This is a genomic window from Brevibacillus massiliensis, assembly GCF_000311785.1.
GTDB lineage: Bacteria > Bacillota > Bacilli > Brevibacillales > Brevibacillaceae > Brevibacillus_C > Brevibacillus_C massiliensis.
The window spans coordinates 497,417-524,415 of record NZ_HE978536.1 but is presented as its reverse complement, the minus strand read 5'-3'; the positions used below and the strand labels follow the sequence as shown (position 1 = coordinate 524,415).

24 protein-coding genes and 2 pseudogenes are annotated in these 26,999 nt (G+C 55.4%); 19 read left to right on the top strand and 7 right to left on the bottom strand.

Going from position 1 to position 26,999, the window contains the following annotated elements; all coding sequences use genetic code 11:
- Positions 1 to 1,302, top strand: a complete 1,302-nt coding sequence (locus HGBM_RS06430; RefSeq protein WP_019120268.1) for a nucleotide sugar dehydrogenase — start codon at positions 1 to 3, stop codon at positions 1,300 to 1,302.
- On the top strand, positions 1,299 to 1,781 hold the full coding sequence (locus tag HGBM_RS06425; protein ID WP_019120267.1) for a VanZ family protein: 483 nt from the start codon (positions 1,299 to 1,301) through the stop codon (positions 1,779 to 1,781). The genes HGBM_RS06430 and HGBM_RS06425 overlap by 4 nt, the downstream gene beginning before the upstream one ends.
- A 287-nt stretch (positions 1,782 to 2,068) precedes the next feature.
- Here the strand turns inward: HGBM_RS06425 and HGBM_RS06420 are convergent, their stop codons facing one another.
- The 3 genes from HGBM_RS06420 to HGBM_RS06410 all read right to left on the bottom strand — a co-directional run bounded on the left by HGBM_RS06420 (position 2,069) and on the right by HGBM_RS06410 (position 4,763).
- On the bottom strand, positions 2,069 to 2,896 hold the full coding sequence (locus tag HGBM_RS06420; protein WP_019120266.1) for a M55 family metallopeptidase: 828 nt from the start codon (positions 2,894 to 2,896) through the stop codon (positions 2,069 to 2,071).
- A gap of 125 nt (positions 2,897 to 3,021) precedes the next feature.
- Entirely contained in the window at positions 3,022 to 3,765 is a 744-nt protein-coding gene (locus HGBM_RS26810; RefSeq protein WP_019120265.1) for a class I SAM-dependent methyltransferase, read from the bottom strand.
- 80 nt (positions 3,766 to 3,845) lie between these two features.
- On the bottom strand, positions 3,846 to 4,763 hold the full coding sequence (locus tag HGBM_RS06410) for a DMT family transporter (RefSeq protein ID WP_026074246.1): 918 nt from the start codon (positions 4,761 to 4,763) through the stop codon (positions 3,846 to 3,848).
- Positions 4,764 to 5,027: 264 nt separating this feature from the next.
- Here HGBM_RS06410 and HGBM_RS06405 point away from each other — a divergent pair, with 264 nt between their 5' ends.
- The 4 genes and pseudogenes from HGBM_RS06405 to HGBM_RS06390 all read left to right on the top strand — a co-directional run bounded on the left by HGBM_RS06405 (position 5,028) and on the right by HGBM_RS06390 (position 9,308).
- Positions 5,028 to 6,326, top strand: a complete 1,299-nt coding sequence (locus tag HGBM_RS06405; protein ID WP_019120263.1) for an MFS transporter — start codon at positions 5,028 to 5,030, stop codon at positions 6,324 to 6,326.
- Positions 6,327 to 6,351: 25 nt separating this feature from the next.
- Positions 6,352 to 7,341 (top strand): annotated as a pseudogene (locus tag HGBM_RS26805) (ornithine cyclodeaminase family protein).
- Between the two features lie 13 nt (positions 7,342 to 7,354).
- Positions 7,355 to 8,167, top strand: a complete 813-nt coding sequence (locus HGBM_RS29385; protein ID WP_026074245.1) for a VOC family protein — start codon at positions 7,355 to 7,357, stop codon at positions 8,165 to 8,167.
- Between the two features lie 250 nt (positions 8,168 to 8,417).
- Positions 8,418 to 9,308: a putative RNA methyltransferase gene (locus HGBM_RS06390; RefSeq protein WP_019120259.1), complete on the top strand. Its 891-nt coding sequence runs from the start codon at positions 8,418 to 8,420 to the stop codon at positions 9,306 to 9,308.
- 56 nt (positions 9,309 to 9,364) lie between these two features.
- On the opposite strand, the gene HGBM_RS06385 is transcribed toward HGBM_RS06390, so the two are convergent.
- The gene (locus HGBM_RS06385; RefSeq protein WP_019120258.1) at positions 9,365 to 10,276 is read right to left on the bottom strand and encodes an NAD-dependent epimerase/dehydratase family protein; all 912 of its coding nucleotides are present in this window, start codon (positions 10,274 to 10,276) and stop codon (positions 9,365 to 9,367) included.
- A gap of 5 nt (positions 10,277 to 10,281) precedes the next feature.
- Positions 10,282 to 11,445 carry a glycosyltransferase gene (locus HGBM_RS06380; protein ID WP_019120257.1) on the bottom strand — a complete coding sequence of 388 codons (1,164 nt, stop codon included), beginning with the start codon at positions 11,443 to 11,445 and terminating at the stop codon, positions 10,282 to 10,284.
- A gap of 124 nt (positions 11,446 to 11,569) precedes the next feature.
- On the opposite strand from HGBM_RS06380, the gene HGBM_RS06375 reads away from it, so the two are divergent.
- The 7 genes and pseudogenes from HGBM_RS06375 (at position 11,570) to murJ (ending at position 18,264) form a co-directional block, all read left to right on the top strand.
- Positions 11,570 to 12,943: a glycosyltransferase family 4 protein gene (locus HGBM_RS06375; RefSeq protein ID WP_019120256.1), complete on the top strand. Its 1,374-nt coding sequence runs from the start codon at positions 11,570 to 11,572 to the stop codon at positions 12,941 to 12,943.
- An 89-nt stretch (positions 12,944 to 13,032) separates the two neighbouring features.
- Entirely contained in the window at positions 13,033 to 13,527 is a 495-nt protein-coding gene (locus HGBM_RS06370) for a DUF4330 domain-containing protein (RefSeq protein WP_019120255.1), read from the top strand.
- Positions 13,528 to 13,540: 13 nt separating this feature from the next.
- A complete protein-coding gene (locus HGBM_RS06365; RefSeq protein ID WP_019120254.1) occupies positions 13,541 to 14,032 on the top strand; it encodes a DUF4330 family protein in 492 nt (163 codons plus the stop codon).
- A complete protein-coding gene (locus HGBM_RS06360; protein ID WP_019120253.1) occupies positions 14,032 to 14,334 on the top strand; it encodes a hypothetical protein in 303 nt (100 codons plus the stop codon). The genes HGBM_RS06365 and HGBM_RS06360 overlap by 1 nt, the downstream gene beginning before the upstream one ends.
- 4 nt (positions 14,335 to 14,338) lie before the next feature.
- A complete protein-coding gene (locus HGBM_RS06355; protein WP_019120252.1) occupies positions 14,339 to 15,676 on the top strand; it encodes an O-antigen ligase family protein in 1,338 nt (445 codons plus the stop codon).
- The gene (locus HGBM_RS28840; protein WP_019120251.1) at positions 15,663 to 16,724 is read left to right on the top strand and encodes a glycosyltransferase family 4 protein; all 1,062 of its coding nucleotides are present in this window, start codon (positions 15,663 to 15,665) and stop codon (positions 16,722 to 16,724) included. The genes HGBM_RS06355 and HGBM_RS28840 overlap by 14 nt, the downstream gene beginning before the upstream one ends.
- Positions 16,721 to 18,264, top strand: a pseudogene (gene murJ, locus HGBM_RS26790) (murein biosynthesis integral membrane protein MurJ). The gene HGBM_RS28840 and the pseudogene murJ overlap by 4 nt, the downstream one beginning before the upstream one ends.
- Before the next feature lie 181 nt (positions 18,265 to 18,445).
- Here murJ and HGBM_RS06340 read toward each other — a convergent pair.
- Both HGBM_RS06340 and csaB read right to left on the bottom strand, forming a co-directional pair.
- Positions 18,446 to 19,306 (bottom strand): class I SAM-dependent methyltransferase, encoded by an 861-nt coding sequence (locus tag HGBM_RS06340; RefSeq protein WP_019120249.1) that lies wholly within the window; start codon positions 19,304 to 19,306, stop codon positions 18,446 to 18,448.
- 32 nt (positions 19,307 to 19,338) lie between these two features.
- Entirely contained in the window at positions 19,339 to 20,442 is a 1,104-nt protein-coding gene (gene csaB / locus HGBM_RS06335; RefSeq protein ID WP_019120248.1) for a polysaccharide pyruvyl transferase CsaB, read from the bottom strand.
- Positions 20,443 to 20,774: 332 nt separating this feature from the next.
- On the opposite strand from csaB, the gene HGBM_RS06325 reads away from it, so the two are divergent.
- From HGBM_RS06325 to HGBM_RS06300, 6 genes are all read left to right on the top strand, one after another.
- Positions 20,775 to 21,797: an LCP family protein gene (locus tag HGBM_RS06325; protein ID WP_019120246.1), complete on the top strand. Its 1,023-nt coding sequence runs from the start codon at positions 20,775 to 20,777 to the stop codon at positions 21,795 to 21,797.
- Positions 21,798 to 21,943: 146 nt separating this feature from the next.
- Positions 21,944 to 23,647: a long-chain-fatty-acid--CoA ligase gene (locus HGBM_RS06320; RefSeq protein WP_019120245.1), complete on the top strand. Its 1,704-nt coding sequence runs from the start codon at positions 21,944 to 21,946 to the stop codon at positions 23,645 to 23,647.
- Between the two features lie 115 nt (positions 23,648 to 23,762).
- On the top strand, positions 23,763 to 24,356 hold the full coding sequence (locus HGBM_RS06315) for a fatty acid metabolism transcriptional regulator FadR (protein WP_019120244.1): 594 nt from the start codon (positions 23,763 to 23,765) through the stop codon (positions 24,354 to 24,356).
- A 117-nt stretch (positions 24,357 to 24,473) separates the two neighbouring features.
- On the top strand, positions 24,474 to 25,250 hold the full coding sequence (locus HGBM_RS06310) for an enoyl-CoA hydratase (protein ID WP_019120243.1): 777 nt from the start codon (positions 24,474 to 24,476) through the stop codon (positions 25,248 to 25,250).
- A gap of 14 nt (positions 25,251 to 25,264) precedes the next feature.
- Complete coding sequence (locus HGBM_RS06305) at positions 25,265 to 26,032, top strand: electron transfer flavoprotein subunit beta/FixA family protein (RefSeq protein ID WP_019120242.1); 768 nt, start codon at positions 25,265 to 25,267, stop codon at positions 26,030 to 26,032.
- A gap of 16 nt (positions 26,033 to 26,048) precedes the next feature.
- Positions 26,049 to 26,999 (top strand): electron transfer flavoprotein subunit alpha/FixB family protein (locus tag HGBM_RS06300; protein ID WP_019120241.1); only part of this gene is annotated, 951 nt, incomplete at its 3' end.

The following is a 26,999-nucleotide window of genomic DNA, read 5'->3' as shown; positions in this document are numbered from 1 at the left end:
ATGAAGACCCAGCCCGTACGTGTTGCTGTTGTGGGCCTTGGCTTTGTCGGTTTGCCCTTGGCTCTCACTTACGCCATGAAAGGAGCGCAGGTGATCGGAGTGGATGTTCTGCCGAGCGTGGTCGAAGAGATCAACGCGGGCCGCTCTCACCACCTGGAAGCGTACCAGGGAAAGACACTGCCGGAAATCCTGCGGGAACAGCTGGCGGCCGGCCGCTTTCGCGCTACGACGTCTTATGAAGAAGCGGCCCGGACGGTAGACCACTACATCGTCACCGTCGGATTGCCTGTCCGCAGCGGCGACCCGGATCTGCGCCCCCTGCAAAGCTGTGCCCAATCATTGGGGAACGTGTTAAAACGGGGAGACACAGTGATGATACGCAGCACGGTAGTGCCGGGGACTACGGAGGAGATGATCCTGCCGATCCTGGAGGAGACCAGCCGACTTACGGCAGGAGTTGATTTTTATTTGACGTACTGTTCGGAGCGCATCGCGGAAGGGCGTGCGTTCGAAGAGTTTATCCATATGCCGCTGGTGCTTGGCGGCCTGAACGAAGAGAGTGCGCAAAAAGGGAAGGAACTCCTTTCGTTTATCAGCGAGACAGAGGTAACAATTTCCAGTATCCGCGTCGTGGAGACGGCCAAAGTCATTGAAAATATCCAGCGCGACGTAAACATCGCCATGGTCCAAGAGTTTGCCCGTTTTGCCGAAGCGTTTGGCATCGACACATTTGAGATGATCAAAGTGGCCAATACACACACCCGGGTAAATCTGCTGACGCCGGGACCCGGGGTGGGCGGATTTTGCTTGCCCAACGCGCTCTACTACCTGCAGCCCAAAGCAAAAGAATTGGGTTTGGACCTTCACTTGCTGCAGACGGCAAGGCAGATCAACGACGGAGTTCCCCGTGTCCTGACCCGGATGCTGGAGCAGGCTTTAGCCGAGGCGGGAAAAAAACTGGCAGGCAGCCGGGTCGCCGTACTGGGACTAGCCATGAAAGACATGTCCAACGACGACCGCGTCAGCCCTGTCCACGATTTGATCCAATTGCTGCAATCCTGCGGAGCAGAGGTTCGTTCTTACGATCCTGCGGTTCCTACCCGCTACCCGCACAAAAAGGATTCGTTGGAAGAAACTGTAAACAGAGCCGATGCCTTGCTGTTGACTGCGGTGCAGCAGGAATTTCTTGAGTTGGACTGGGCAAAAGTCGCCGAGCAAATGGGCCAAGACCCAGTCCTGATGGATACGAAAAACCGCATTCCCCGCCACGTCGATGAACAGGTCAAAGTGGTGCGGATTTGACAAGACGCCAGTTCCGGGATGCTTTGCTGCTGCTCCTGCTGGTCGTCGGGCTGTTTGTCTCGTCTGAGATGCCGTACGAAAAACAGGACTTGCGCCAGACGATTGATAAGTTTGTCGATAATGAGCAGGCGATACAACAGCTGGGTGACATTTCTTTTCGCTACGGAGCGAAGGAGATCAGTGTCGAGAATGTCGGGGTGGCCGGGTTTCTCGAGTTTTTTGTCAGGAAAGGGACCCACTTCACCTTCTTTGCCCTGCTTACGTTTTTTGCCTTCCGACTGCTCCGACATGTTTGCCCGGCACATGCAGCCCTGCCGTGGAGCGGCCTCTTCGCGGTAGTTGCGGCCGTGCTCGACGAGTGGCACCAGACGTTTACCCCCGGCCGTACCGGGATGATTGTCGACGTGGTCCTCGATACCGCGGGTGTGATGGTTTCTCTCTTGTTGATTTACCTGTTTCTGGCAAGAAAAAGGGTTTGATTCATCTGAAGCAGCCGAGAAACCGAGAAAAATGGAGCGAGCGCAGGCCTTGGCACGCCTACCCAGTCGGAACGGAAAAAAACGGCACACGCTTGTCGACCAAATTCTACGTTGAAACACTACCAGTCATTTTTGGGCGACGTGCCGTTTTTTGGAGTGCAGACGGACAGTGCCGCTTCCCTGTCGGCGTGCCACGAACGAAGCGAGCCCATTTTTCCCGGTTTCCATGACCCATGTTCGCCAAAGCAAAAAGGACGCGGGACTTTTCTCCGCGTCCTTTCCTATGTTTAGGTAAATTGAACCGTATCGGCCAGATTCAGCATCGCCCGCATCGTGCGGTACAGCTCCGATTGATTCTGCGCGACAAAGGTGACCTCAGACGAGCCGGTCTCATACATGGAACCGGGCACGATCGCCGCCATCTCGGCTTCCCCGGCGTGGGAAAATTCGATTTTGCAGGTGAGCGGCACCTGCACGTTGACGGGTGAGAGCTGTGCCCTTTTTGCGAGAGCTTCTTTTGTCTTCTGCTTGAGTTCCTGCCGGCTTTCCTCCAACGCCAGACAGAGCGCCGAGGTACGGGAGTGGGCGTATTTGACGACTGCGGTCGCAATGCCGGGAATGAGCTCCTTGGCCTCCTCTGCGACCAGGTTGTCGCCGGAGACGAGGCAGACCGGCACGCCGTACAATCCGGCGCAGACAGCGTTAAAGCCGAATTCACCCATGACCCGGCCGTTGATGTAAAGATTTCTGATCGGGCGTCCCATTGTATGGCTAAGCACACCCGGTACACCGTGTCTGGTGTGGTAGCCGATGAAGAAGGCAGCATCAAACGAGGAATCGAGTCCCTGCATCATCGAATGGTCGCGCGGCGAGCCGGAGAGCAGTCTGGCCTTCGGATGGAGGTGTTCGATCAGGATGTTGTTCATTCTCGAATGGCTGTCCGTGACGATGATTTCTGTCGCTCCGGATTCCACGGCAGCTTCAACGACTGCATTGACATCGTCGGTCATCAATCGGCGTCCCCGTTCGTAGTTGACTCCGTACTTCGGATCTATGTAAGTCGGGTCGACGATTCCGGAAATCCCTTCCATATCTGCAGAAATGAAAAGCTTCATGCTATGCACAACCTTCCTGTTCGCCTGTTTTTTACTTTTCTATTATCGCACCTGCGGCATGAATTGGTCTAGCGCCGTTCAAAAGGGCCTGTTCCATTTTACAGCTGCAGCCCTTTTTTGCCGCATTATTTTTTGCGTCCGGCGACGATCCGCACTGGGGGGAACATCGACCAATACGGCCCGAAGATTTGGACGTCGAGTGCTTCCAGCTCGCGGAGCGCATCAGCGTATTCCCGCACATTCTGAAAGTCAAGAATGGCCAATCGGCCGCCCGGTTTCAATACCCGCATCATTTCTCCCAGCGCCCTGCGCCGCTCCTCGCGATTGGAAATGTTGTGGACGGCGAGACTGGAGATGACCGCATCGAAATGACCGTCGGGAAACGGAATGGCTCGCATGTCTCCGTTCAACACTTCTACGCGCTCGGCTACCCCTTCCAACCGGGCGTTCTCCTTGGTCACTTCCGGTTCGTTGCCCGATTGGTCCTGCTTGTTCCAAATGTCGATGCCGTACGCTTTCCCCGTCGTCAATCTGCGTGCGGCTGCGTTCAAGACCAGGCCTCGGCCGCATCCGGCGTCGAGCAGCAACTCGTCTCCGCGCAGATTGATGAAATGGAGCAATGTCTCCCGCATGCGGTATTTCCCAACCTTGCTGCTCCATACCATGTACAGCGATTCGGCGAGCAGGATCAGGAACGAAAGCGACAAAACCGTGCCGATTGCGGCGCCGAGCCAATGCAATCTTTCCGGAAAAACGTAAAACGACGCAACGCCAAGAACAAGGCAGCCAATTCCGAGGAGGATCAGGCTGCGTACGACGTTGGGTGCGTCGATGCCGTAATTTCCCGGGCGATATCGAACATCCGCCATCCTTCATTCCTCCTGCTGCAAAATCGCACCGACTTTTCACAGAAAGTAATCCAATATTGTTCGTTCCCAGCGGTTAGCGGTTATCGCAACAGCGACTCGCTCCGTTTCCCGCGGCTCAGCCGCCAACGGCCAGGGGAGACAGATGTCAGGGTAACGCCGGCGAAGACGAGCAAGCCGCCGAGGATTTGTGCGACGGTCACTTGCTCTCCGATGGTGATGCCGATCAGCGCGGTAAAGACGGGTATCAGGTTGAGCGTTATGCCCGCCTGGCTGGCTGAGACAGTGCGCAGCGAAAAGTTCCACAGCAAATAGGAACCGACGGAGGGAAACACGGCCATATACACGATACCGATCACAGACCGGGTTCCGATCGGCTGGATAAAAACAGGACTGCTGGCGACAAAGGGCAGCATCATGAACACGGCGATCAGGGAAGAGACGGCTGTCGCTGTAATCGGCGGAATGTTCGTCAGCTTTTTTATCAGCAGAGAGTATAACGTCCAGGATGAAATCGCGGCCAGCATCAACAGATCCCCTTTGTTGTAATCCGTCGATAAAAGCCGTGACAGGCTGCCCTGCGTCAGGATGAAGAGCACGCCGATCAGCGACAGCAGGAAGCCGCCAATCTGCGCTTTGGCCATGCGCTCGCGAAGCAGGAATGCAGAACATAACACGATCAGTGCGGGATTGAGAGCATTGACGAGCGCGGCGTTGGTCGCCGTCGTGAATTTCAGCGCGGCGTAAAGGGTGATGTTGTAGCCGATGGCCCCGGTCAAACCCAGAACGGCGAGCGGCAGCCACGCTTTTTTCACCTGCCGCCAATCCGGTTTTTCGATCCACAAGGCAAGGGGAAAGAGCAAAAACAGGGCGAGCAGCCAGCGGGCAAAGGTAATGCCGAGCGGCGAAACCTCTGCGGTTACGAATTTGCCAAAGATGTAGTTGCCGGCCCAAAAAACGTTTGCCAGAATCAAAAACAGCCAAGCCATTGATTTACTCAAAAGTCTCACCTAGTCTCATTCAAGTTTGAATTTTCCAATGATATTCCTTATTCTGGAACCACATTACTATCTTAGCATAGGCCAAGCCGGGAGAAAAAGCAGAATATTCCCTTTAAATCGAGCAGCTTTATTGCCGCTACAGATACTCCTCATTCGAATCCATTGTCTTTTCCTGTATTTTACTACAAATATGGCAAATCAAGCTTGACGAATGTCTGCAAGTTAATTTAGAATTTTCAGGACAATAGGATAAGGAGGGCAGAAATGGCTCAAATTCAGCTGGAGATTTCCAAAAGGACAACCGCCAAAGCATTGGTGGCGAGCTTGGTAGGGAGTTCGATTGAGTGGTTTGACTATTTTTTGTACGGTACGATGGCTTCGCTGGTATTTAACAAACTGTTCTTTCCCAACTTTGACCCGATTGTCGGCCTGCTGCTGTCGTACCTGTCATTTGCGCTGCCTTTTTTCATTCGTCCGCTGGGCGGGATTATTTTTAGTCATATCGGCGATAAGATCGGACGGAAAAAGACACTGGTGTTGACCTTGTCCTTGATGGGCGGCGCTACGGTTTTCATTGGCTTATTGCCTGCTTACGATTCCATCGGAGTATGGGCTCCCATCTTGTTGGTTGCCATGCGCCTGATTCAAGGGCTTGGTATCGGAGGCGAGTGGGGCGGAGCCCTGCTGTTGGCGGTGGAGTATTCGGGCAAGGAAAAACGCGGATTTTTCGGCAGCATTCCGCAAATGGGGGTTACCATCGGCATGCTGCTGGGAACGCTGGCTGTCTCGGTCGTGAGCCTGCTTCCGGAAGAGCAATTTATCTCATGGGGATGGCGACTGCCGTTTATTCTCAGCATCCTGCTCGTCTTCTTCGGTCTGTGGATTCGCAAAGGAATCGATGAGACCCCCGCGTTTCAGGCAGCGAAAGGAAGCGGCGATATCGTCAAGGTACCGATCGTCCAAACTCTGCGCTACCACTGGAAATCCGTTCTGATCGCAGTCGGGGCGAAAGTGGTGGAAACCGGCCCTTTTTATATTTTTGCTACCTTTGTCATCGCCTACGCGACGAAGTACCAGGGCTTTGAACAAGTTACCGCCCTAAACGCGGTGACCATCGCCACACTGATTACCACGATCATGATTCCCTTGATGGGCAGGCTTTCCGACAAAATCGGCAGGAAGCCCTTGTACATCGGCGGGACGATTGCCATTATCCTATTTGCATTCCCGTACTTTTACCTGCTCTCGCTGAAGTCTGCCGTCTGGCTGATTCTGGCGACAGTGATCGGCCTGGGCATTCTGTGGGCTCCGGTGACCGCAGTACTGGGCACGATGTTTTCTGAAATTTTCAACACAAATGTTCGCTACACCGGGGTTTCTTTAGGCTATCAACTGGGGGCCGCTCTGGCTGGGGGAACGGCGCCGCTCATTGCTGCTGCCCTGCTTGACAGATTTCATACTTGGATTCCGATTGCGCTTTACATGATTTTGACCGGGATCATCTCCTTGGTATCCGTTGCCCGCATCGGGGAAACGAAAGACGTGGAATTGGAAAACAGTTGAACGAAAAAGAAAAGAGGTGGGGGCCGTGCTCATCTTGGCTCGAGAAGATATTCGCGGGATGTACGCGATGAAAGACTGCCTGCGGGATGTGGAGCAGGCGTTTTCGTACCTGATCGAAGGAAAGACGGTGACACCGGTACGCACAGGGGTGGAGCACAAAAAATTTGGAGCGACCACCCTCTACATGCCTTCTTACATTGAGCCTGTGGACTATGTGGCGGCAAAGGTGGTCAGCATTTTTCCGGACAACCCGGCTAAAGGGCTGCCGGCGCTGCAAGGCGTGATTCTGCTGACTGAAGCCAGAACAGGACGGCACGTGGCGCTGATGGATGCCACATACTTGACCGTGCTGCGTACCGGCGCCAGCAGCGGTGTAGCCACCAAGTACCTGGCGAGAGAGGATGCCGAGGTATGCGCCGTGCTCGGCTGCGGCGCTCAGGCGATCGGGCAGATTCAGGCGGTGATGGAGGTCCGGAAGCTGCGGAAGCTGTCGCTGTTCAATCGGACGCGGGAAAAGGCGGAACAGCTCAAACAGACGGTCCGCGAGCTGTAGCCCGACTGGAACGGGCAGATTGAAGTTGCAGCAGATGCCAACCAGGCGGTGGAGTCCGCAGATGTGGTGATCTGCAGCACCAAGTCTACAGAACCGCTATTTGACGGCCATCTGCTGAAAAACGGGACGCATGTCAACGCGATCGGGGCCTACCAGCCGCACATGCGGGAAGTGGATCTTGTCACACTGCAAAAATGCCGGAAGATCGTGGTAGATACGCTCGAAGGAGCACAGCACGAAGCGGGTGATCTGCTGATCCCCGAAGCCAGTGGGGAGTGGAGCTTTGAGCTGCTGCACGCGGAGCTGGGTGAAATCGTTGCGGGTCAAAAGCCCGGACGCGAAACCAATGACGAGATTACCTTGTACAAATCAGTCGGCATCGCCTGTTTGGATACCGTAGTCGCGCAAGCCGTCTACGAACGGGCGAAGGCGCTTCAGCTCGGCACGGAAGTAACGATCTGAAAAAAGGGAGGGGATTGCCTCGCTGTCGCTTGATCATCTCGTCCATTTTATCAACAGTCATCCGGAAACAGCCGTACAAGCGATAGAGCGGCTGGGCCTTCGCGCCGTCGCAGGCGGGAGGCACGAAAACTGGGGCACGCACAACAGCCTTTGTTACTTTGATCTCACCTACCTGGAGTTCCTGGCGATCGAAGACCGGCAGAGGGCAGCAAAGGTCCAAGGCAACGGGCTGATCCGCCAGATTGCGGCTGATCTGCCGGACAATGAAGGCCTGTCGCGCATTGCGCTTCGGACCAGCGACATGGCGGGCTTGGCTTCGCAGATGCAGAGCAAGGGACTAACTGTGACGGGACCGGTCCTGGGAAGCCGTACCCGTGCAGATGGCAGCATCATTCACTGGCAGATGCTGTTTGTGGAAAGTGAACGGGGCGGCCTGCCGCTGCCCTTCTTTATCCAGTGGGGCGAGGGGGATGATGAGCGGCGCCGGGACTTGACCGAACGCCGGATCATAGCGCAACACCCCGCCGGCAGCCTGCGGATTGAGTACGTGGCCTGCGCCGTACAGAAGTTGGAGGAGACGGCCGCCCGCTGGCAGGAGTGGTTTGGCCTTGTGCCGGGGGAGCCTTATACGGACAGCGAGCTTCAAGCGGTTTGTCAGGCGCTCGCATGTGACGGTGGAGATGTTTTGCTGTGCAGTCCCCTGGGGGAAGGTGTTGTCGCCCGAACGTTGGACGAACGCGGAGAAAGACCGTTTCTGGTCCGGTTTTCGGGGAAGGCATGCAGCTCAGCCAGGCACTTTGTCTTGGGCAGCTTCTATCAACTGTAATACATCCCATGCCAGGGCAGCGTATTCACATTCCGGCAGGGAAGCTGTATACTAACAAGGGGCAGATGTCCCTTGTTTTTCATTTGCGATCAGTGAGGGGTATGCTGAGATGATCATCCAATTCATTCGTTTCCGGTAATGAGAGGTGCAGTTCATCTAAACCCGGTCAATTTTTTCGTTCAATTGGCATCGGGTTATTTGACTGTGCCTTTTTTCATTCACCGACCACGAATGAATGGGGTGCTTTTTTGTGTCCAAAAACAGCAAAAAGATGAGAAGTGCAGGCCTGATAGCAGCGCATGAGGAGATGTTTCGCTGCCCGATCTGTCAGAGCGGGATGAAGCTGGCAGATGGGCAAAGTCTGCAATGTTCCCGCCGCCACAGTTTTGATCTGTCCAGACGGGGATATCTAAACTTTTTGTCCCATCCTGCCAAGGCCAAATATGACAAACAGTTGTTTGAATCCCGTAAGCGGATCTGCAGCAGCGGCTTTTTTGAGCTGCTGCATGAAGGGATAAGCGAGCGGATCGCGCAAGAGGGCAGCTTTGGCAGCGAGTTGATAAAAATAGCGGATGCCGGGTGCGGGGAAGGATCTCACCTCGCGAGGATTCGGGAGAAGCTCATCCGCAAGATGTCAGCGCCGGTTTTGGGTGTTGGTGCGGATATTTCCAAAGAGGGGATTCTGCTCGCAGCCAGAGAACATCCGCAGGCGATCTGGTGTGTCGCGGACATCGCTAGGTCGCCGTTTGCCGATAGACAATTCCCGCTGCTGCTCAACATGTTGTCGCCGTCCAACTACGCGGAATTTCGGCGAATCCTTGCCGATGACGGAATGCTCATCAAGGTGATTCCCGGCAGCGGGTACCTGCAGGAATTGAGGAGTGCGCTTTACGGTCAGACGGGTCGGCAGGGAGATGCCAGCGCAGATACGGAAGCTCGTTTTCGCGAACACTTTGCTCTCGTCGATCGGGAGAGCGTGCGCTGCATCGTTACGCTGGATCGCCCGGCCACCCTGCATCTGGTGAGGATGACGCCGCTCTCCTGGCAGGCAGATGAAGAGCGGCTGCAAAAAGTCATGGAGATGAACGCGATGGAGGTGACGGTGCACCTGATCGTCTTGTACGGCAAAAAACAATCGTGATCGGTCAAGCAAAAGGCAGCCTAAAACGTGAAGTTCACGTCTTGGGCTGCCTTCCTTCATCCCTTTATGGCATTCCAGGTCAATTCCAGCCCCGCTCGCAGCGAAAAGCGCGGAGTCCATTCCAACTGTTCTGCCATCTTCTCATTGCATAAATAGCTGAAGCGAATATCCCCGGGACGATTGGGGGCGTGATGCCGTTCAACGGGGCGGCCGGACAGCCGGACCAACTCGTCGATCAGCTCGTTAATCGAGGTGGGGAGGCCTGTGCTCAAATTCAATACGGTGTTGTCCGCCTTGGTAAACGCAACCTCAATGGCTTCTGCCACATCTGCTACGTAAATGAAGTCGCGGGTTTGCTCCCCGTCTCCGTTGATCGTCAGCGGCAGGCCCTTTTGAATGGCGTCGGCAAAGATGGCGATGACGCCGCCGTCAGACTTGGGCAATTGCCGGGGACCGTACACATTGGCAAAGCGAAACACCGTAAAGGCCAGGCCGTACAGATGCTGATAAGCGGCCAGGTACTTCTCGCCGGCGAACTTGCTGACGGCATAAGGCGAGAGCAGTTGTCCTGCCTGTTCTTCGCGAATGGGGAAGCTGGCCGGTTCGCCGTACACAGCGGCAGAAGAGGAGTAGATGATTTTTCGGGTGCCGTGACGGCGGGCGGCTTCCAGGACGTTCAAGAGGCCGATCAGATTGATCTCGGCATCCAGCTGCGGTTCCCGTATGGAGACGGGAACGACGCTTTGGGCAGCGAGGTGGACGACGACCTCCGGCTTGACCTGGGCGAATACGTCATCGATCTTTTGGTCGCGCACGTCCATTTGGTAATAAATGGCATCCTCTGCTACGTTGCTGCGAATGCCTGTGCTCTCATTGTCGATAACGGTAACGGCATGTCCGTTTAAAAGCAGCCTGTCGACCAGATGGGTACCGATAAACCCCGCCCCGCCGGTAATCAATATTTGCATGGAGTTCACTCTCCCGTTGTTTCCCTCAGGTTGTGCAGCAGCGATTGGTACAAGGAGTACGTCTTCGCAGCCATCTTCTCTATTGTAAATGTCTGCTCAAGCTGCGCCAATGATGCGTTGACCAGTTTTGCGCGCAAAGCGGAATCGTTCGCCAGGCTGTACATCGCTTCCGCCAATTCCCGCTCGGAGCCGGAAGGGACCAACAGTCCCGTCTCGCCGCTCTGGATGAATTCTTTGATCCCGCCTACAGCCGTTGCGGCGACAGGAATTTCCGAGGCGACAGCTTCCAGAATGGTGTACGGCAAGCCTTCGTGGATCGACGACATGACAAAGGCGTCAAACGCATGCAAACATGCGGGGATATCCTGACGAAATCCAGTGAATCGCACCAGCTTGGCCACGCCATAACGCTCCGCCGTCTGCTCCAGTGCGGACCGCTCCGGGCCGTCTCCGATCAGCACCAGGCGGTAGGGTCTTGCCGGATCGCGCGAACAGAGCTTGGCAAACGCTTCGATCATCAGCGGCAGCCCTTTTACCGGGACGAAGCGGGCCACCGTTCCGAAGACAAATGCCTCCGGCGGCAGCTGCCATTCGGCGAACAGCCGCTCCCTGTCGGACTGGCGCTGCTCCGTGCGGCGAAAGCGGGCAATGTGAATCCCGTTGTAGATCAGGCTGATCTTGTCCGCAGCGACTCCCTCTTTTTGCAGGATCTGGCGAATCGCCTGACTGACCGCGATAAAATGGTCGTTGCGAGCGCGCGTGCCGCGCTCCATCAGAGAAACGAGCAGATAGGCAAGCGGATTGGTATAGTCATAACGCAGGTAGCTGTGGACTGTGGTAATCAGGAGAGCCCTGCTTTTGCCGGCAGCCAACCGCGTAAAAAAATTGGCTTTGACCCCGTGCGTGTGGACGATGTCCGGTTGAAATCGTTCGATCGTCCGTTTTAACCCGCCGAGCAGCCGAAAGTCAAAGCGGCCGTACTGGTCCAATACGACTACGGGAATGCCTGCCTCCCGCAGCTTGGCCGCAAAGGTGGACTCGTAAAAACAGACGACAGTCGCTTCTACCTCATCTTTCGGCAAAGACGTAAGGAGGTTGAGGATATGCTGTTCTGCTCCGCCAAATTCTCCTCCGCCGATCACGTGGAGGACGCGCACCCTGTTCTTCATCAAATCCACCCGAACCTTTCCAAACAAACCATTTTCACTATATCAGATGACTGATGTATTCGCAATAAAACGTGAACTGTGGTAAGGTTATCTGTGAGATTTTTTCCTAAGAGGTTATTCGAAAATGACAAAATCAGACCAAAAATCAGTGCTCATGATATGTTACGGCTTTCCTCCCATCGGCGGAGGCGGCGTTCCCCGGCCCTTAAAAATGGCCAAATACCTTGGCGACTTTGGCTGGAAGGTGCACGTGCTAACCGTCGATCCGATTTACCACGCAACTCTGGACACATCCCTTTTGGACGAGGTGCCAAGCGAAGTCAGCGTTCATCGCGCGAAGGAAATTCCCTTGCTTCCCCGGCCGGTGCCGGCAGGGAGCGGCGGCAATGCGGCGGGCGGCCAGACACCCCGGCGCCCTTCGCTCGCATCGCGGCTGAAACGGCGGGTAATTTCGCTGTTAAAACGGGCCAAGCCCTACCTGCTTATCCCGGACGACAACATTTTGTGGTATCCGGCTGCGGTAAAACTGGGGCGGCAGATCATGAAACAAGAAAAAATTGACGTGATTTTTTCGACCTCAGGTCCGGTGACGGATCACCTCGTCGCCCAGACGCTGGTCAAGGAGTTCGGCTGCAAGTGGGTAGTCGATTTCCGCGACCCGTGGACGCAAAACATGCACCGTTCCGGCATTGGCTGGCGAGACCGGCTGGAGGAGCGCATGGAAGCGAAGGTGCTGTCGAGGGCAGATGCAGTGACGACGGTAACTGCCGCGTTTGCCCAAAATTTCCGCAGCAAGTACGGCCGTGTGATTCGCCGCCTGGAGCTGATCTACAACGGCTTTGACCGGGCTGACTTCGCCGGATTGCAGCCGCAGCGGGTGGCTCCCGGCAAATTTCACGCCGTCTATGCCGGGATCTTCTATCAGAAGCGCAACCCGCGCCTGCTGCTTCAGGCGATCAGAGAACTGATCGATGAAGGGCGGGTAAGGCAGGATGAGATTCAGCTCTCCTTTGCCGGCGTATTCGACTATCCCGGCTATTCGGAAAACGCCGATTGTGTGGCGGAATTGGGCCTGCAGGATGTCGTTCGGGTGCTGGGCAATCTGCCGCATCAAGAGGCCCTGGGAATGATGAAAGGAGCCGATGTCCTGCTGCTGATCGGCGATGTCTCAGCGGATGCCGGCGCGTACATCCCCGGCAAGCTGTTTGAATACATGGGCGTCGGAAAGCCGATTCTCGCCCTCAACATGGAGGGGGAGGCGACCGGCATCATCCAGCAATTCCAGCTGGGCCAAATAGCCGATCCGACAGATAAAGCGGCAGTCAAAGAAGCCTATCTGAAGCTCTATGAAGAGTGGAAGGCGGGGCGGACGGGCGATGCGAAAGCGGGCGGCGAGCAGCGCCAGGCCGATTTTGCCGAGCGGGTCAGACCGTACGAACGGCGGGAACAGGCCCGGCAGTTGGCGGCGTTGATGGACGAGCTGACCGGTCGATCCTAGCAATTTTCTTTGCACGTTAAATATGGTATGGTATACAGGTGAGTTTCTATGAAAACTTGGAGATAGCAGGTTTAAAGGAGGAAAATTCGATGAGTCTCATCGATAATCGGGGACGTCTCTTCGGAAAAATCAATCTAATTGATTTTTTACTAATTCTAGTTGTTTTGGCGGCGATTGCATTTGGCGTGTACAAGCTTAACAAGGGCGGGGAGCTGGCAATCCTGCCCGCCGAATCCAAAAAGGTGACGGTGGAGTTTTACGGAAACGCGCTTTACCCGTTCCAGGTAGAAAACATGAAGGAAGGCGACTTTGTCCGGACCCTCGACGGCAATGATGTGATCGGCACGATTGTGAGCATCAAGAAAAACGATGCGATCAACCTCGTAGCGACAGCGGACGGCCGGACAGTGATCAGCAAGATTCCCGATAAGTACAGCGTCTATATCGAAGTGGAAGGCACGGCCAAGCTGACAAACGGGATTTTGATGGCCGGCAATACGCCGCTGCTGGTCGGAAACGAATTCAAGATCAAAAGCAGCAGTTTTACCATGAACAGCGTCATCTCGAAAGTGGTTGAACAATAAGGGGCGACGAGGAATGAAAACGGCTAAACGGACCAGCCTGTGGCGGTCGGTGTTTCTTGTACTGCTGGCGCTCGCCGTCGTCTGGCTGACGGCAGAAAAGTTCGCGATTCGCTCCAAGCTCGGCGAGGGTCCCAGACAGACGCTTGTCAGCGTCAGGGCGGAGGGCGTGCGCGACTTTGAGGCTGCTGCAATCATAAAAGGAGATAACGTGTACAAAAAGGGAGAGCTGACCCAGATATTCGGCAAGATCGTGGAGGTCGAGGTAAGACCCGCCATGGCGACTGTGTTTGACCGCAATACGGGCGAGGCCAAAAACGCCGAGGTGCCTTCCATGTACGACGTCTACTTTACGATTGAAGCGACGGCGTCCAAGTCTCCATACGGCAACACCCTTGTAAACAACGGTTTGGTTGAGCTGAACCAGTACTTCCCCATCTACACGAATCACGGATCGTTCAAGACCAGAGTGCTGGGAATCCAGGACAAACAGGGGGGGACGAGTTGATGTTTGACTTCCTTCAGCGGATGATACAGGCTTCGTGGCAGAAGCGGTTGCAGGACAAGCTGCTTGCCTGTCCGTTTTTGGTGTATGCAGCGCTCGTCTTTTTTCTCGCGGGACTGATTCATCTGATCGCCCGGCTGTTTATTAACTCATTCTACTTTTCCCTGTTCTTCGCGTTCGCTTCAGCCGTGATCGCAGTCTTTCTGTTCGCAGTGCGCATTTACGGCAAAGAGGAATGGCTGACCGGCAGCTGGCCGATTCGCACCTGTATTGACTTGTGGAAACACGATGAAGACGAGGAGTAAACCGATGCTTAACTGGAAAACACTATTGCCGGCGGCCGTCTTGCTGGCCTTTGGCGTCGCCCAGGGGTTCAGCCAAATGGCTATCGAGTTAACCCTGTACGCGGGGTTCTACTTGGCCGGACTGTACAAAAAAGAATACGCACTCTACCTCTTCGCGCTGAGTTATCCATTTTTGACTTTTCGGCCGATCATCTTTTTCCTGTTGGTGCTGATCTTCCTGCTGCTGATGGAGGGGATCGACAAGGAACGGCTGATGAACGTAGTAAAGAGCAAAGTCTTCCTGGCGGCTGCCTTCTTTGTGCTCGCTGTGGGGATTACGGCTGTCACTTCGGTCAATTTGCGGGAGAGCATGCAGGACTACGTGCTGTACTATCTGCCCAGCCTGGTGCTCTTGGCCGTGCTGATGATGTTCATCGATTCGCGCACGGTACTGTACCGCTTCCTGCTCTGCTTTGTCGTGTCCGGGGCGGTGCTCGCCCTGTACGGTCTGGCGCAGTACCTGTTGATCGGACACACGCCGCCGAAGTGGGTAGACGTGAAGACCAATCCGCTTTTGGGTACGCGGATATACGCTGTCTTCGGCAACCCCAACGTGTTTGCCGAGTACCTGGTGCTGGTTTTGCCGCTGTGCTTCGCCCTGATTTACTACGTCAAGGCGTTCAAGCACAAGATTTTGCTCTGCGGCCTGTTCGCGGTAACGGCGCTTGCCCTCGTGCTCACCTATTCGCGCGGGGCCTGGGTGGCGTTCGCGTTCGCGATGCTGCTGCTCTTGTTGAAGACCGATCGCAAGCTGATCTTGTACGGCTTGATCCTGGTGCTGGTCGCAGCGGCTTTCAACCTGATCCCGCAGGTCATCATGGACCGGCTGGCGACGATCGTCAACCCGACGGAAGACACCTCGGGCGATTACCGCTTCAAGATGTGGACGGCAGCGTTCGCGATCATCCGCGATTACTGGCTGACAGGGATCGGAAGCGATCCAAGCACGCTCTTTAGGGTCTATGCCGATTACGAGATTCCCGGAGTAAACATTTTTCACTTGCACAATATCTGGATTCAGGCGTTTGTCAACGGCGGGATTCTCGGCATCGCGGCCCTGCTGTACCTGTTCTACCGCCTGCTGAAGGAAAGCTACACGATCTCGGCCAATCGGCTTGGCGGACGCCAGGCAACCTTGGGGATCGCATTGTTTGCCAGCATAACCGGGATCGGCGTCGCCGGGCTGAATGAGGATATCTGGCATGACTACCGGGTGATGATGGCGTTTTGGATCGTCACTGCGCTGATTGGCAGCATTGAGATGATGCTTCGACTGGGGAGAAACAAGGATGGAACAGTCTAAATTAGCGATCATAGGGGTCTACCCCCCGCCGGTCGGGGGGATCTCCGTGCATATCGAACGGCTGTGTGACGCACTGGACGAGCGGGGAATCGCTTTTACCCTCTACGACAATACCCAGGGTGAGAAAAACCGTGAAGTCGTCCACACGGGCAAGCTTGAGACATGGGCGCTGAAGTACCTGTTTACGTGCAAGGAGAAAGTCGTTCACGTACATTTTCTGCGCTGGCAGGTTCGCTTTCTGCTCTCGCTCTTGCGCCTGCGCGGAAAACGGGTCTTGTTTACCGTGCACAACATGCGGGAGGAGGGGGGACCGCCATCCGGCCTGAAGCGGCTGATGGTCAAATTGACCGGACTCTTGGCAAGCGGATTTATCGTCGTCAATAGAGAGTTTGTGGAACAGTTGGCGTCTTATGGAATCAACCCTAAGAAAATCCATTATATTCCGCCGTTTATTCCCGCGAAAACCGCTTCTGCCGTCTCCGAGCTGCCCGAGGTGGTCAGGCGCTTTCTCGGCGATGACCACAATCGCCTGATTCTGTCAAATGGCGCCATCGGCAACTTCTATCAGGGAGAAGACCTGTACGGTACGGACTTGCTGATTTCTCTTTGTGAAAAAATGGCGGCATCCGATCCCGGGGTACGGATCGTCTACTGCGTCACCCATGTCGTGGATCAGGGTTACTACGCCAAACTGAAACGGGAGCTGGCGGAAAAGGGGTTGGAAAGACACTTCTTGTTCCTGGAGTCGCCGCGCGAGTACCAGACGATCCTGCGCAAATCGGACCTGTTCATTCGCGGGACGAACAGTGAGAGCTTCGGGATATCTGTTTTTGAGGCGCTGCAGGCAGGCGTTCCGGTGGTCGCCAGCAACGCCGCCAAGTGGCCGCCCCAGGTGGTCGTCTACAAAAAGCGGGACCTGGACGACCTGCTGGAGAAAGTGACAGGCGTCCTTTCCGGGGATATCGCCGTTTCGCTGGAGGAACATCCGCTGCCTGATTATGCCGGCCAGATCATTGACCAGTACCGGCTTGTGGGGACCCAGCCATGAGCCGTTTTCAGCGAATTGTCGCGATGGTGTTTGTGGTTACGCTGATCGGGCGGGCACTAGGGTTTGTCCGCAATATGTTCGTCTCCTCGGCGTACGGCACAAGCACAGAGGCGGGGGCTTACTACACCGCTGCAGCCATTCCCATGACGCTGTTTATCGTCTTTCCGACCGTCATCAACTCCCTGTTTATCCCGACGATGAAGGGGATTATGGCGTCGAACAACGAGGGGCGGGGCCGGGAACTGTACAGCAAAATGCTGACTTTGACCGTGATCGTTGGCGGAGCCATCAGTCTGTTGGGCTGGCTCGGAACCGACGCCGTCACCAGCCTGCTGGTTCCCGGCTGGGATGCGGAGGCGAAGGGGATCGTCTCAACCCAGCTTGCCTGGATGTGGCCGTCCGTTTTTTTATCGCCCTGCTCAGCCTCTGGTCGACGATGTTAAACGCCCATGACCGTTTTTTTGCCTCGACGCTGAGCACGGTGGTCAATTCCGCTGCGACCATTCTCGGTTTTGTCGTCTTGGTGCCGTGGCTCGGCCCTACCGGTCTTGCCATCAGTACGACGATCGGATTTATCCTTGCGGCAGCCACTGTGCTGCCGCCGCTTCGTAGGTTGAACTATTCGTTCCGATGGAATTTTCACTGGCGGGGCGATCCTGCTCTGCGCAGCATGGGGGAGCGGCTGTTTCCCATTTTTATCGCGATCATCCTGGGGCAGGTGACGGTTTTCTTTGAAAAAATCATCGCCTCCGGCCTCGGCAACGAGAAAATCTCCGCACTCGCTTACGCCATGACGATTATCCAACTGCCGATGATGGTGGTCGGAGCGGTGACGGTGCCGCTGTTCCCGCTCTTGTCGGAACACGTGAAGCGGCATAACCTGCCGGAGCTGAAGCGGATTCTGAGCCTCGGGCTCAGGTATCTCGCCGTCCTGATGGTGCCGGTTACGGTCGGCCTGTTTCTGGTGGGAAAGCCGCTGATCGAGCTGCTGTACCAAAAAAATCAGTTCGGTCCGGATGACACGCAGTTAACGTACTGGGCTTTAATCTTCTACGGGGTCGGGCTGTTTGCGACGGCGGCGCGGGACTTGTTCACCCGCACGTTTTACGCATTGGAGAACACCAAAACCCCGGTGGCATACGCCGGGATTAACGTAGCCATCTACATCTGTCTCGGCCTCTTGCTGGTGCCTTATCTTGACCACGGAGGGATTGCCCTGGCGATGTCGCTCTCCGCGTTTGTCAATGTCATCCTGCTGGGGGTGGCGCTGCGCCGGAAGATCGGCGGGTTTGTCGGCAGGGATCTGTACCAGACAGCGGGGAAGACGCTGATCGGCGTGGCCGTGATGGCAGTGGTCCTGTCCAAGCTGGAGCAGGTTGTCCACTTCTCGCACGCCCTCGTTTCGTTTACCTTCTTCACGGCGGTCGGTGCCGTTGTATATGCGGCCGTTTTGTACCTGGTAAAAGAGCCGCTGCTCGCAGAACTGCTGGGCAGGGTGCTGGCCCGTTTGCCGAAGAGGCTGAGAGGGCAGCAAAAATAAAAGCCGGCGAGACCCGAGCACTGAAAAGCTCGGGTCTTTTGAGTTTATCGGCATCGTTACCGGCGGCGGTTTTGTCGCTTCGCTCAGCACTGCCTACTACAAATAAAAGCGCAGAAAACAAGCTGGCGCCGATGGGTGTATCGGGCCAGCTTGTTTCTATGCAAGGCTGATTCGGTTTTCCCTATCCCTGTCTCCCGTCCTTTTGGTAGACGCAGACGACCATTTTGACGAAGTACTCGCGCAGCCCGGGCAGTTTGGCCAGCCCGGATACCACCTGGCGCAGCGGAATCTCCTTTTGATAGACCGCAGGATGGGGTACACCCTGCTGGATTCGCCGGAACCGGGCGATGGTCATGCGGTTGATATAGGAAAAGTACTCTTCCCCGCGGTCGTTTTTGCTGATGCGAAAACGCACCCGGTCCTGGCCGTCAGGCAGGTCTGCTACCAACCGCTTATAAGAATCGATCAAGGTTCGTTCGGAGAAGAGCGAATGAACCCAGGGAATTCCAATCGCGTCGGAGAGGTGGGCGCCATACGGGTGGTAGTAGGGAGGAAAGTTGATGTAGAGATGTCCGCCGGGCTTCAGGACGCGGAAGCACTCGGCGAGAGTCTTTTCCGGTTGATCGACGTGTTCCATCGCGTCATTCATGATGATGGTGTCAAATGTCTCGTCGGCAAACGGCATGGCAGAAGCATCAGCCGTCATGAAAGAGGCGATGTCAGCCAGATTTTTTTGCCGGGCAAACGCATTTCCCTCTTCGGCATAGTGCTCGACGATGTCGATGCCGATGATCTTATTCGGCCGGAAAGTGGCGTAGTAGCACGTCTTTCCGCCGCCGCCGCAGCCGATATCAAGGACGGTTTTACCCTGAAACATCTGTTCCTGCGTATGAAAGGGGAGAAAGAACTGAATCGTTTGCCCGCCTTTGACAAACTGCCACTCCGTATAACTCATCTTTCCGTCATTGGCAAGGTTGAACGGATGGACAGGCAGCGGAAACAGCCGATTGAGACGAATCAGCAGGTTGGAAGCAAAAGACACAATTGTTCCTCCTCCATAATGCAGTAGTCACGCTATTTGCGACCCGCCAGTGCCTGCAGCACGAGCTCGCTGCTCTTCATCGCTTCACGGGCCAGCATCCTGGAACGCTCCGCAACGATTTGCCGCTCTTCTTCCAAACGGCCTGTCCGCTCTTGCAGCAAGGCCAGCAGCGAATCGGCCTTCAGCTCGCGAATATGGCCGGCAGACGGCATGCCCGCCCGCTCGACAAAGCGGTCGATCTTGGGATCGTAGGATATGCCCGTAAACGGCACCTGAAAGACACAAGCGAGAATCAGCGAGTGCAGGCGCATGCCGACTACGTAGTCACAATGCTTTAAGACACTCATAATATCGTGAAACGGCACCGGCATCTCCAACAGCTTGGCGCCGGGTTCTTTCATGAAACTGATGATCTCATGAGATGGAGCCAGATCGCTCGGATAGTGCATCGGCAAGAACAGCACGTTCCAGCCCCGGGAGGCGAAAAAGTCGGCTGCCTTGGCAATCACCTGCTTGAACCGCTCTTCCTGCTTCCAGTTGCGGACCGAAAATGCGACCAGGGGCCGCCGCAGATCAGAAAACAGCCGGCCAAGGAGCTCTTGTCCGCGCTGGGTCGAGATGTCCTCCGGTTGAATCATCAAAGCCGGGTCCGCTGTCACGTAAATCGGTGCTTTTGTCACGCCGCAGGCCTTAAAGTCTTCACCCGATTCATAATCCCGGACGGTAATGACGTTGACGTGATTGACGACCTGTTTGATCATAAAACGGCTGAACGATTTGAGAATGGGCCCAAATCCCTGGGCGTAAAAGACGACCGGCTTGCCCAGCATTTTGGCGATGCTGACGATTCCGAGATAGTAAAGGACGCTTCGCGGGCTGGTGACGTCCTGCATCAAGGTGCCCCCGCCCATGACGAGAAGGTCGCTTTGCTTTAACTGACGTACAATAGTAGAGAGCCGCCAGCGATTGTAGGCCGGAATCCCAAATAAAGACGTCGTACGCGCCGGCTGGTTAGACAGAACGGACAGCGAAATATTCGGTTGTTCCCGTCTAAGCGAGCTGATAATCCCGTATAGTACAACATCGTCCCCGGCATTATTAAACCCGTAATAGCCGGAGATGAGAATTCGCGGCATGAGAGAACCTTCTTTCTATCCAAACGTAACCAGAGGCAGGCACACACATCCTAAAGTATAATAGAAAAAAGACGGGGAAGTAAAGCAATCTACCAAAGATACACAATCCCGACAGTGACGAGTATGGCCGCTGCGGCAATAAAGCCGACCGCCAGATAAAACATCCCCTTATTTTTACGGCGACGGTAGAAAAATTCGTCAAACATCAGAGCGCGCCCTCCATTTCTGTAACTCCCATCCCCTCATTTTAAAACGAATACCCTCCCCATAACAAGGCAAAGATATACATGAACTGCCCCCATCCTGGCGAAACATGGAGGAGAACAAGTTGAATGCCGTCATCTTCTATTCGTGGTAAACGCCTTCTTGGCTTAGTCGTGCTATTTTTCTTGTTGGTTGGGGTCGGATTTGCGATCTATTCCGGTTATCACCTGCGTAAAATGACCAGAGAGTGGTATCAACCGCTGCCGGTCAAGGACCAGTCTCCGCAGAAGATCGAGGCCGTGCTGCCGACAGATCAGCCGATTCAGCCCAATATCGCCGCTCCGGCTGTCCCGGCTGCCCCGATCGCCAAGCCGGGGCCGCTTAAGCCATTCACCCTACTGCTGATCGGCACAGACAGCCGGGATGGAGAGCGGGCCCGCTCTGACACGATGATCCTCGCCGCTGTCCATCCCAAAAAGCAGCGTGCCTACCTGCTCTCCATTCCCCGGGACAGCTTTATGAATCTGCCCGACAAAGGGTATGACAAGGTTAATCACGCGATGGCTTTTGGCGGAACGGCTTTGGTAAAAAAGTCGTTGGAAAACTTTTTTGACTTGAAGATTGACCGCTACATGGCCATTGACTTTGAAGGATTCAGGAAGTTGATCGATGAACTCGGCGGCGTACAAGTGAACGTAAAAAAGCGTATGAAGTACACCGACCCGACCGACGACACGTACATCAACTTCTCTCCCGGTATCCAAACGCTCAATGGGAAACAGGCACTTGACTACGCAAGGTACCGCAGGAGCGACATCGGTCCGGATGACGGCGACTTCGAACGGATCTTGCGGCAGCAAGAGCTGATTCGGGCTCTCGCCCAAAAAGGGAATACGGCACAAGCGTTTTTCAAGTCTTTTAAACTGATGGATATTCTCGGCAAGCATGTAAAAACAGATCTGACCGAGGCAGAATTGGCCTCCCTTTTGTTTACGTATTACGATTCCCGACAGAACGAGCTGGAGATGGAGACGTTGAAGGGAACGGACGGGCGCATCTGGCGTCACGGGACATTAGGCTGGTATTACTTTATATCGAAAAAGGAGCGGGAGCGGATTCGCAGCCGTTTCGCCGAGGAACTGGCCCGCTGAATGCGCCCCCACCGCTTTTTTGTCCGCTTGAGGTCAATCTTCAGACTTTACCGTATTATTTGAAAAGTCGGTTGTGTTGGCATACAATGTAGGCAGGAGAGTTAGGATGGAGCGGAGTGACATTCAAAGGATTGGAGGATTTGCCCATGTCAAATGCCAAGCCTTGGATTGCCAGTTATCCGCCGGAGGTTCCTGCGTCAATTGCATACCCGCGCGTTCCTTTGACGCACTTCCTGGAGCAGTCGGCGGTAAAGTACCCCGCGAATTACGCCCTGTTTTTTATGGGGAAACGCATCACTTATTCCGAACTGCTGCATTACTGCTATCAGTTTGCCCATGCCTTGATCAAGCGTGGAGTCAAAAAAGGGGACCGCGTCGCCATCATGCTGCCCAACTGCCCGCAGACGGTGATCGCCTATTACGCTGTGCTGTTTGCCGGAGCCGTCGTAGTGCAGACCAATCCGCTGTACACGGAGCGCGAACTCGGCTACCACCTGAGCGATTCGGGTGCCACTGTCATTGTAGCGCTCGACACGCTGTATCACAGAATCCGGCAGGTACAGCCGCAGACTCAGTTAAAACATGTGATCCTGACGAGTATTGGCGATTTTTTGCCGATGTTCAAGAAGATGCTTTATCCGCTTGTCCAGCGAAGCAAGGGAGAGCGCCAGAGAATCAGCTTTACGCATGAGGTGGAACGGTTTACGCATCTCTTGGCGGAAAGTTCGGCCTCGCCCGTTCACGTTGAGATCGACCCGGATGAGGACCTGGCTCTTCTGCAGTACACGGGCGGAACGACCGGCGTGCCAAAGGGAGTCATGCTGACCCACAAAAACCTGATCGTCAATGCCGTCCAATCGGAAAAAGTGATGTACAAAATGCATCCCGGACAGGAAAAGATCGTCGGAGCCCTTCCGTTGTTTCACGTCTACGGGATGACGGCAGTCATGAACCTCGGGGTGAAACTGGCGGCGGAAATTCTGCTCGTTCCCCGCTTTGAAGCAAAGCAGATCCTGGAACTGATTCACCGGGAAAAACCAAGCCTTTTTCCGGGAGCGCCGACGATGTACATCGCCCTGATCAACCATCCCGAGCTGCATAAATACGACCTGTCCTCGATTGAAGCGTGCGTGAGCGGTTCCGCCGCTCTGCCGCGCGACGTCCAGCAGCAGTTTGAGCTGTTGACTGGCGGCAGGCTGGTGGAAGGCTACGGAATGACGGAAACCTCGCCGGTAACCCACTCCAATCACATCTGGGGGCGGCGTAAATCCGGCAGCATCGGAGTTCCCTGGCCGGATACGGACTGCCGGATTGTCGATCCAGTGACAGGTGAAGAGCTGCCTTACGGCGAGATTGGCGAGTTGGCCGTTCGGGGCCCGCAGGTTATGCGCGGTTACTGGAAGCGACCGGATGACACCGCCGCCGTTTTGCGCAGCGGCTGGCTGCTGACAGGCGATATGGGTTACATGGATCAAGAAGGCTTCTTTTACGTAGTCGACCGGAAAAAAGATCTGATTATTGCCGGAGGCTTCAATATTTACCCACGCGAGGTGGAGGAGGTCCTGTTTGAGCACCCTGCCGTCATGGAAGCGGCAGTCATTGGCGTGCCCGATCCATACCGGGGGGAAACGGTCAAAGCCTACATCGTGTTAAAACAGGGGGAACAGGTCACCGCAGATGAGCTGGACGGATTTTGCCGCAAGCGATTGGCCGCTTTCAAGGTGCCCCATGTGTATGAATTTCGCCGTGAACTGCCAAAGACGTTTGTCGGCAAGGTTCTCCGCAGGCAGCTTCAGGAGGAGGCGCAAATGCGCCAGTCCGATCAACCGCACACCCAGTCGAATCTGTGACGCCATCCGGACGCAGACAACATTGACAGTCGGGCGGTTCGTGTAATAGACTGGAATGTGAATGAATAATCATTCAGTTTAGAATAATCCGTTGAATTTTTGTGCGGAGGTTTCCATGGCCAAAAAAACAGGGGAAAAGTATCAAGCGATTATCGATGCCGCCGTTCGGGTCATCTCCCGTTACGGGTACCACAACGCCCGGGTTTCGCTGATCGCCAGGGAAGCCAACGTAGCGGACGGGACGATTTACCTTTACTTCACGAACAAAGACGATATTCTCATCTCTGTTTTCAACGAAAAGATGGGACAGTTTATTGAAAGCTGCCGACGCCAGATTCACCAGACCGCCGCCGTCGAGGAAAAATTGTACGTGCTGCTCCAGGCTCATCTGGGCCAGTTGGCGCGGGATCCGGAGATGGCGGTCGTGACACAGATTGAGCTGCGCCAGTCCAACCCTGTGGTAAGCCAGGGCATCGGCGAGGTCTTGAAAAGTTACTTTCACCTGATCGACGAGATTGTCTCCCAGGGCATCGAGCAGGGAGTGTTTCACCCGTGGACAGACGTCAGGATCGCCCGGCAGGTCATCTTCGGCACGCTGGATCAGGCGGCTACGGCATGGGTGATGAAAAAGTGCAAATACGATCTGACCGCACAGGCAGGCCCGATCCATGACGCCATCCTGCATGGATTGAAGCGCCGCGCGGAGTGAATCAAAGAAAACGCTTTTTCCGGAAGTGGGTGTCTGTTACAATAAACTTGTCAATATTCTGGTAACGATTGAACTGAGCGTCCGCTCGGTATTGAATACAAAGGAGATGGTAGTAGCATGTCGTTTACCAATCTGAAGGTAGCAGTGGAAACCCGCATAGCGACGCTGTCGATCGACCATCCGCCAGCCAATGCGCTGAATCGTACTGTCCTGGAAGAGCTGAATGCGGCACTGACAGCTCTGGAGCAAAATGACGATGTAAAGGTTGTCATCCTGACCGGCGAGGGCCGCTTTTTTGTCGCCGGAGCGGATATCAAGGAGTTCGCCGGGATCAGCGGAGCCGAAGCTGCTGCCATGGCAGCAGCGGGTCAGGGATTGTTCAACCGGATCGAAGCCTTTCCCAAACCGGTCATAGCGGCAGTAAACGGGGCTTGCCTGGGAGGCGGCCTGGAGCTGGCGATGGCTTGTCACATCCGCTTGGCAGCAACGGACGCAAAGCTGGGACTTCCCGAGCTGAACTTAGGAATCATCCCCGGATATGGAGGAACGCAGCGTCTGCCCCGATTGGTTGGCCGAGGCAGAGCGACCGAGCTGATCCTCACATCCCGAATGGTCACCGGAGAAGAGGCCAAGAGAATCGGTTTGGTGGATGAAGTCTATCCGCAAGAAGAGCTGCTCAGCCAGGCGAGAGAGCTGGCGCAAAAGATTGCCGAAAAGGGCAAAGTGGCCATTCGGCTTGCTCTTTCGGCGATTCACACCGGCTTTGCCGAGGGCTTTGGGCAGGGACTTGCCAAGGAAGCTGCCCTGTTTGGCGAAGCGTTTGAAACGGAGGACATGAAAGAAGGAGTTGCCGCTTTTCTCGAGAAGCGCAAGCCGCAATTTTCAGATCGATAGGGGAGGAAAACGGGATGAACATTCTGGTTGTTCTGAAACAGACGTTTGATACGGAAGAGAAAATCGTGATCAACAACGGCGAAATCAGCGAAGACGGCGTAGAATTTATTATCAATCCCTACGACGAGTACGCTGTGGAAGAAGCGATCAAGCTAAAGGAAGCGCACGGCGGCGAAGTGACTGTGCTGTCGCTCGGTCCTGATCGCGCAGAAAGCGCTTTGCGCACGGCTTTGGCGATGGGGGCAGACAAAGCGGTTCTGGTGGATGACGAGACCTTGTTCGGCGACGAGTTTACGACGGCAAAGGTGCTGGCGGCTGCAGCCAAGAAACTGGGCTTTGACATCATCCTCGGCGGGCAGATGGCCGTCGATTCCGGAGCCGGTCAAGGCGGTCCGCGCCTGGCGGAAGAACTGGGCATCAACCACGTGTCGACAGCAGTAAAGCTGGAAGTGGACGGAACGTCCGTCCGCGTAGAGCGCGATGTGGAAGGCGATTTGGAGATCGTCGAAACCTCCCTGCCGGTATTGGTGACGGCCCAGCAGGGCTTGAACGAGCCCCGTTATCCGTCGCTGCCGGGGATAATGAAAGCCAAGAAAAAGCCTTTGGAGCGCTGGTCGGCGGATGATCTGGGGCTATCTGGCGCAGATGTGCAGGCCAAAACGAGAGTGGTGGATCAGTATTTGCCGCCGAAAAAACAGGCGGGACGCATTCTCTCGGGCGACATTCAGGCACAGGCAGCCGAATTGGTGCAGCTGCTCCGCAATGAAGCAAAAGTGATCTAAGGGGAGAGGGATTAGGATGAATAAGGTACTTGTTCTGGCAGAAGTTCGCGACGGCCAATTGCGCAATGTCTCATTTGAAGCCCTGGCGGCGGCGAAGACGCTTGCTGAAGGCGGCGAAGTGTCGGCGGTCGTGATCGGATCCGCTGCAGACGGATACGCCGATGAACTGGCCAAGTACGGCGCCGATAAAGTATACACGGTTGCAGACGGTCAGCTTGCCAAGTATACGCCGGACGGTTACAGCCAGGCGTTCACACATGTCATCCGGGAAGCTTCTCCCGATGCGATCATCGCCGGGCACACAGCGATGGGGCGGGACCTGGCCCCCCGCGTTGCGGCCCGGCTCGGGTATGGATTGGTTTCCGATGTGACCGCAGTAGAGGCTGGACCAGTCTTCGTTCGCCCGATCTACGCCGGCAAGGCGTTCCAAAAACGCGCGTTTGCAGACGGGAAAATCTTCGTAACGATCCGTCCCAACAACATCGCGATCAGCGAGCCTGATCCGGCACGGACCGCCGAAGTGATCCCGCTGCAGGTCGAGCTCAAAGACCTCCGCACCATCGTCAAGGAAGTCGTACGGAAAACGTCGGGAAAGGTAGACTTGTCGGAGGCAAAAATTATCATTTCCGGCGGGCGTGGGGTAAAAAGCGCCGAAGGTTTCCAACCGCTGGAGGAGCTGGCAGCGGTGCTCGGGGCGGCCGTCGGTGCATCCCGCGGAGCGTGTGATGCGGGCTACTGCGACTACGGACTGCAGATCGGGCAGACCGGCAAGGTGGTGACGCCGGACCTGTACATCGCCTGCGGCATTTCCGGAGCGATCCAGCATCTCGCCGGTATGTCCAATTCCAAGGTCATCGTGGCCATCAACAAAGACCCGGAGGCGCCGATTTTCCAGGTAGCCGATTACGGAATCGTCGGCGATTTGTTTGAGGTTGTGCCCCTGTTGACAAAAGAGTTCAAAAGTTTG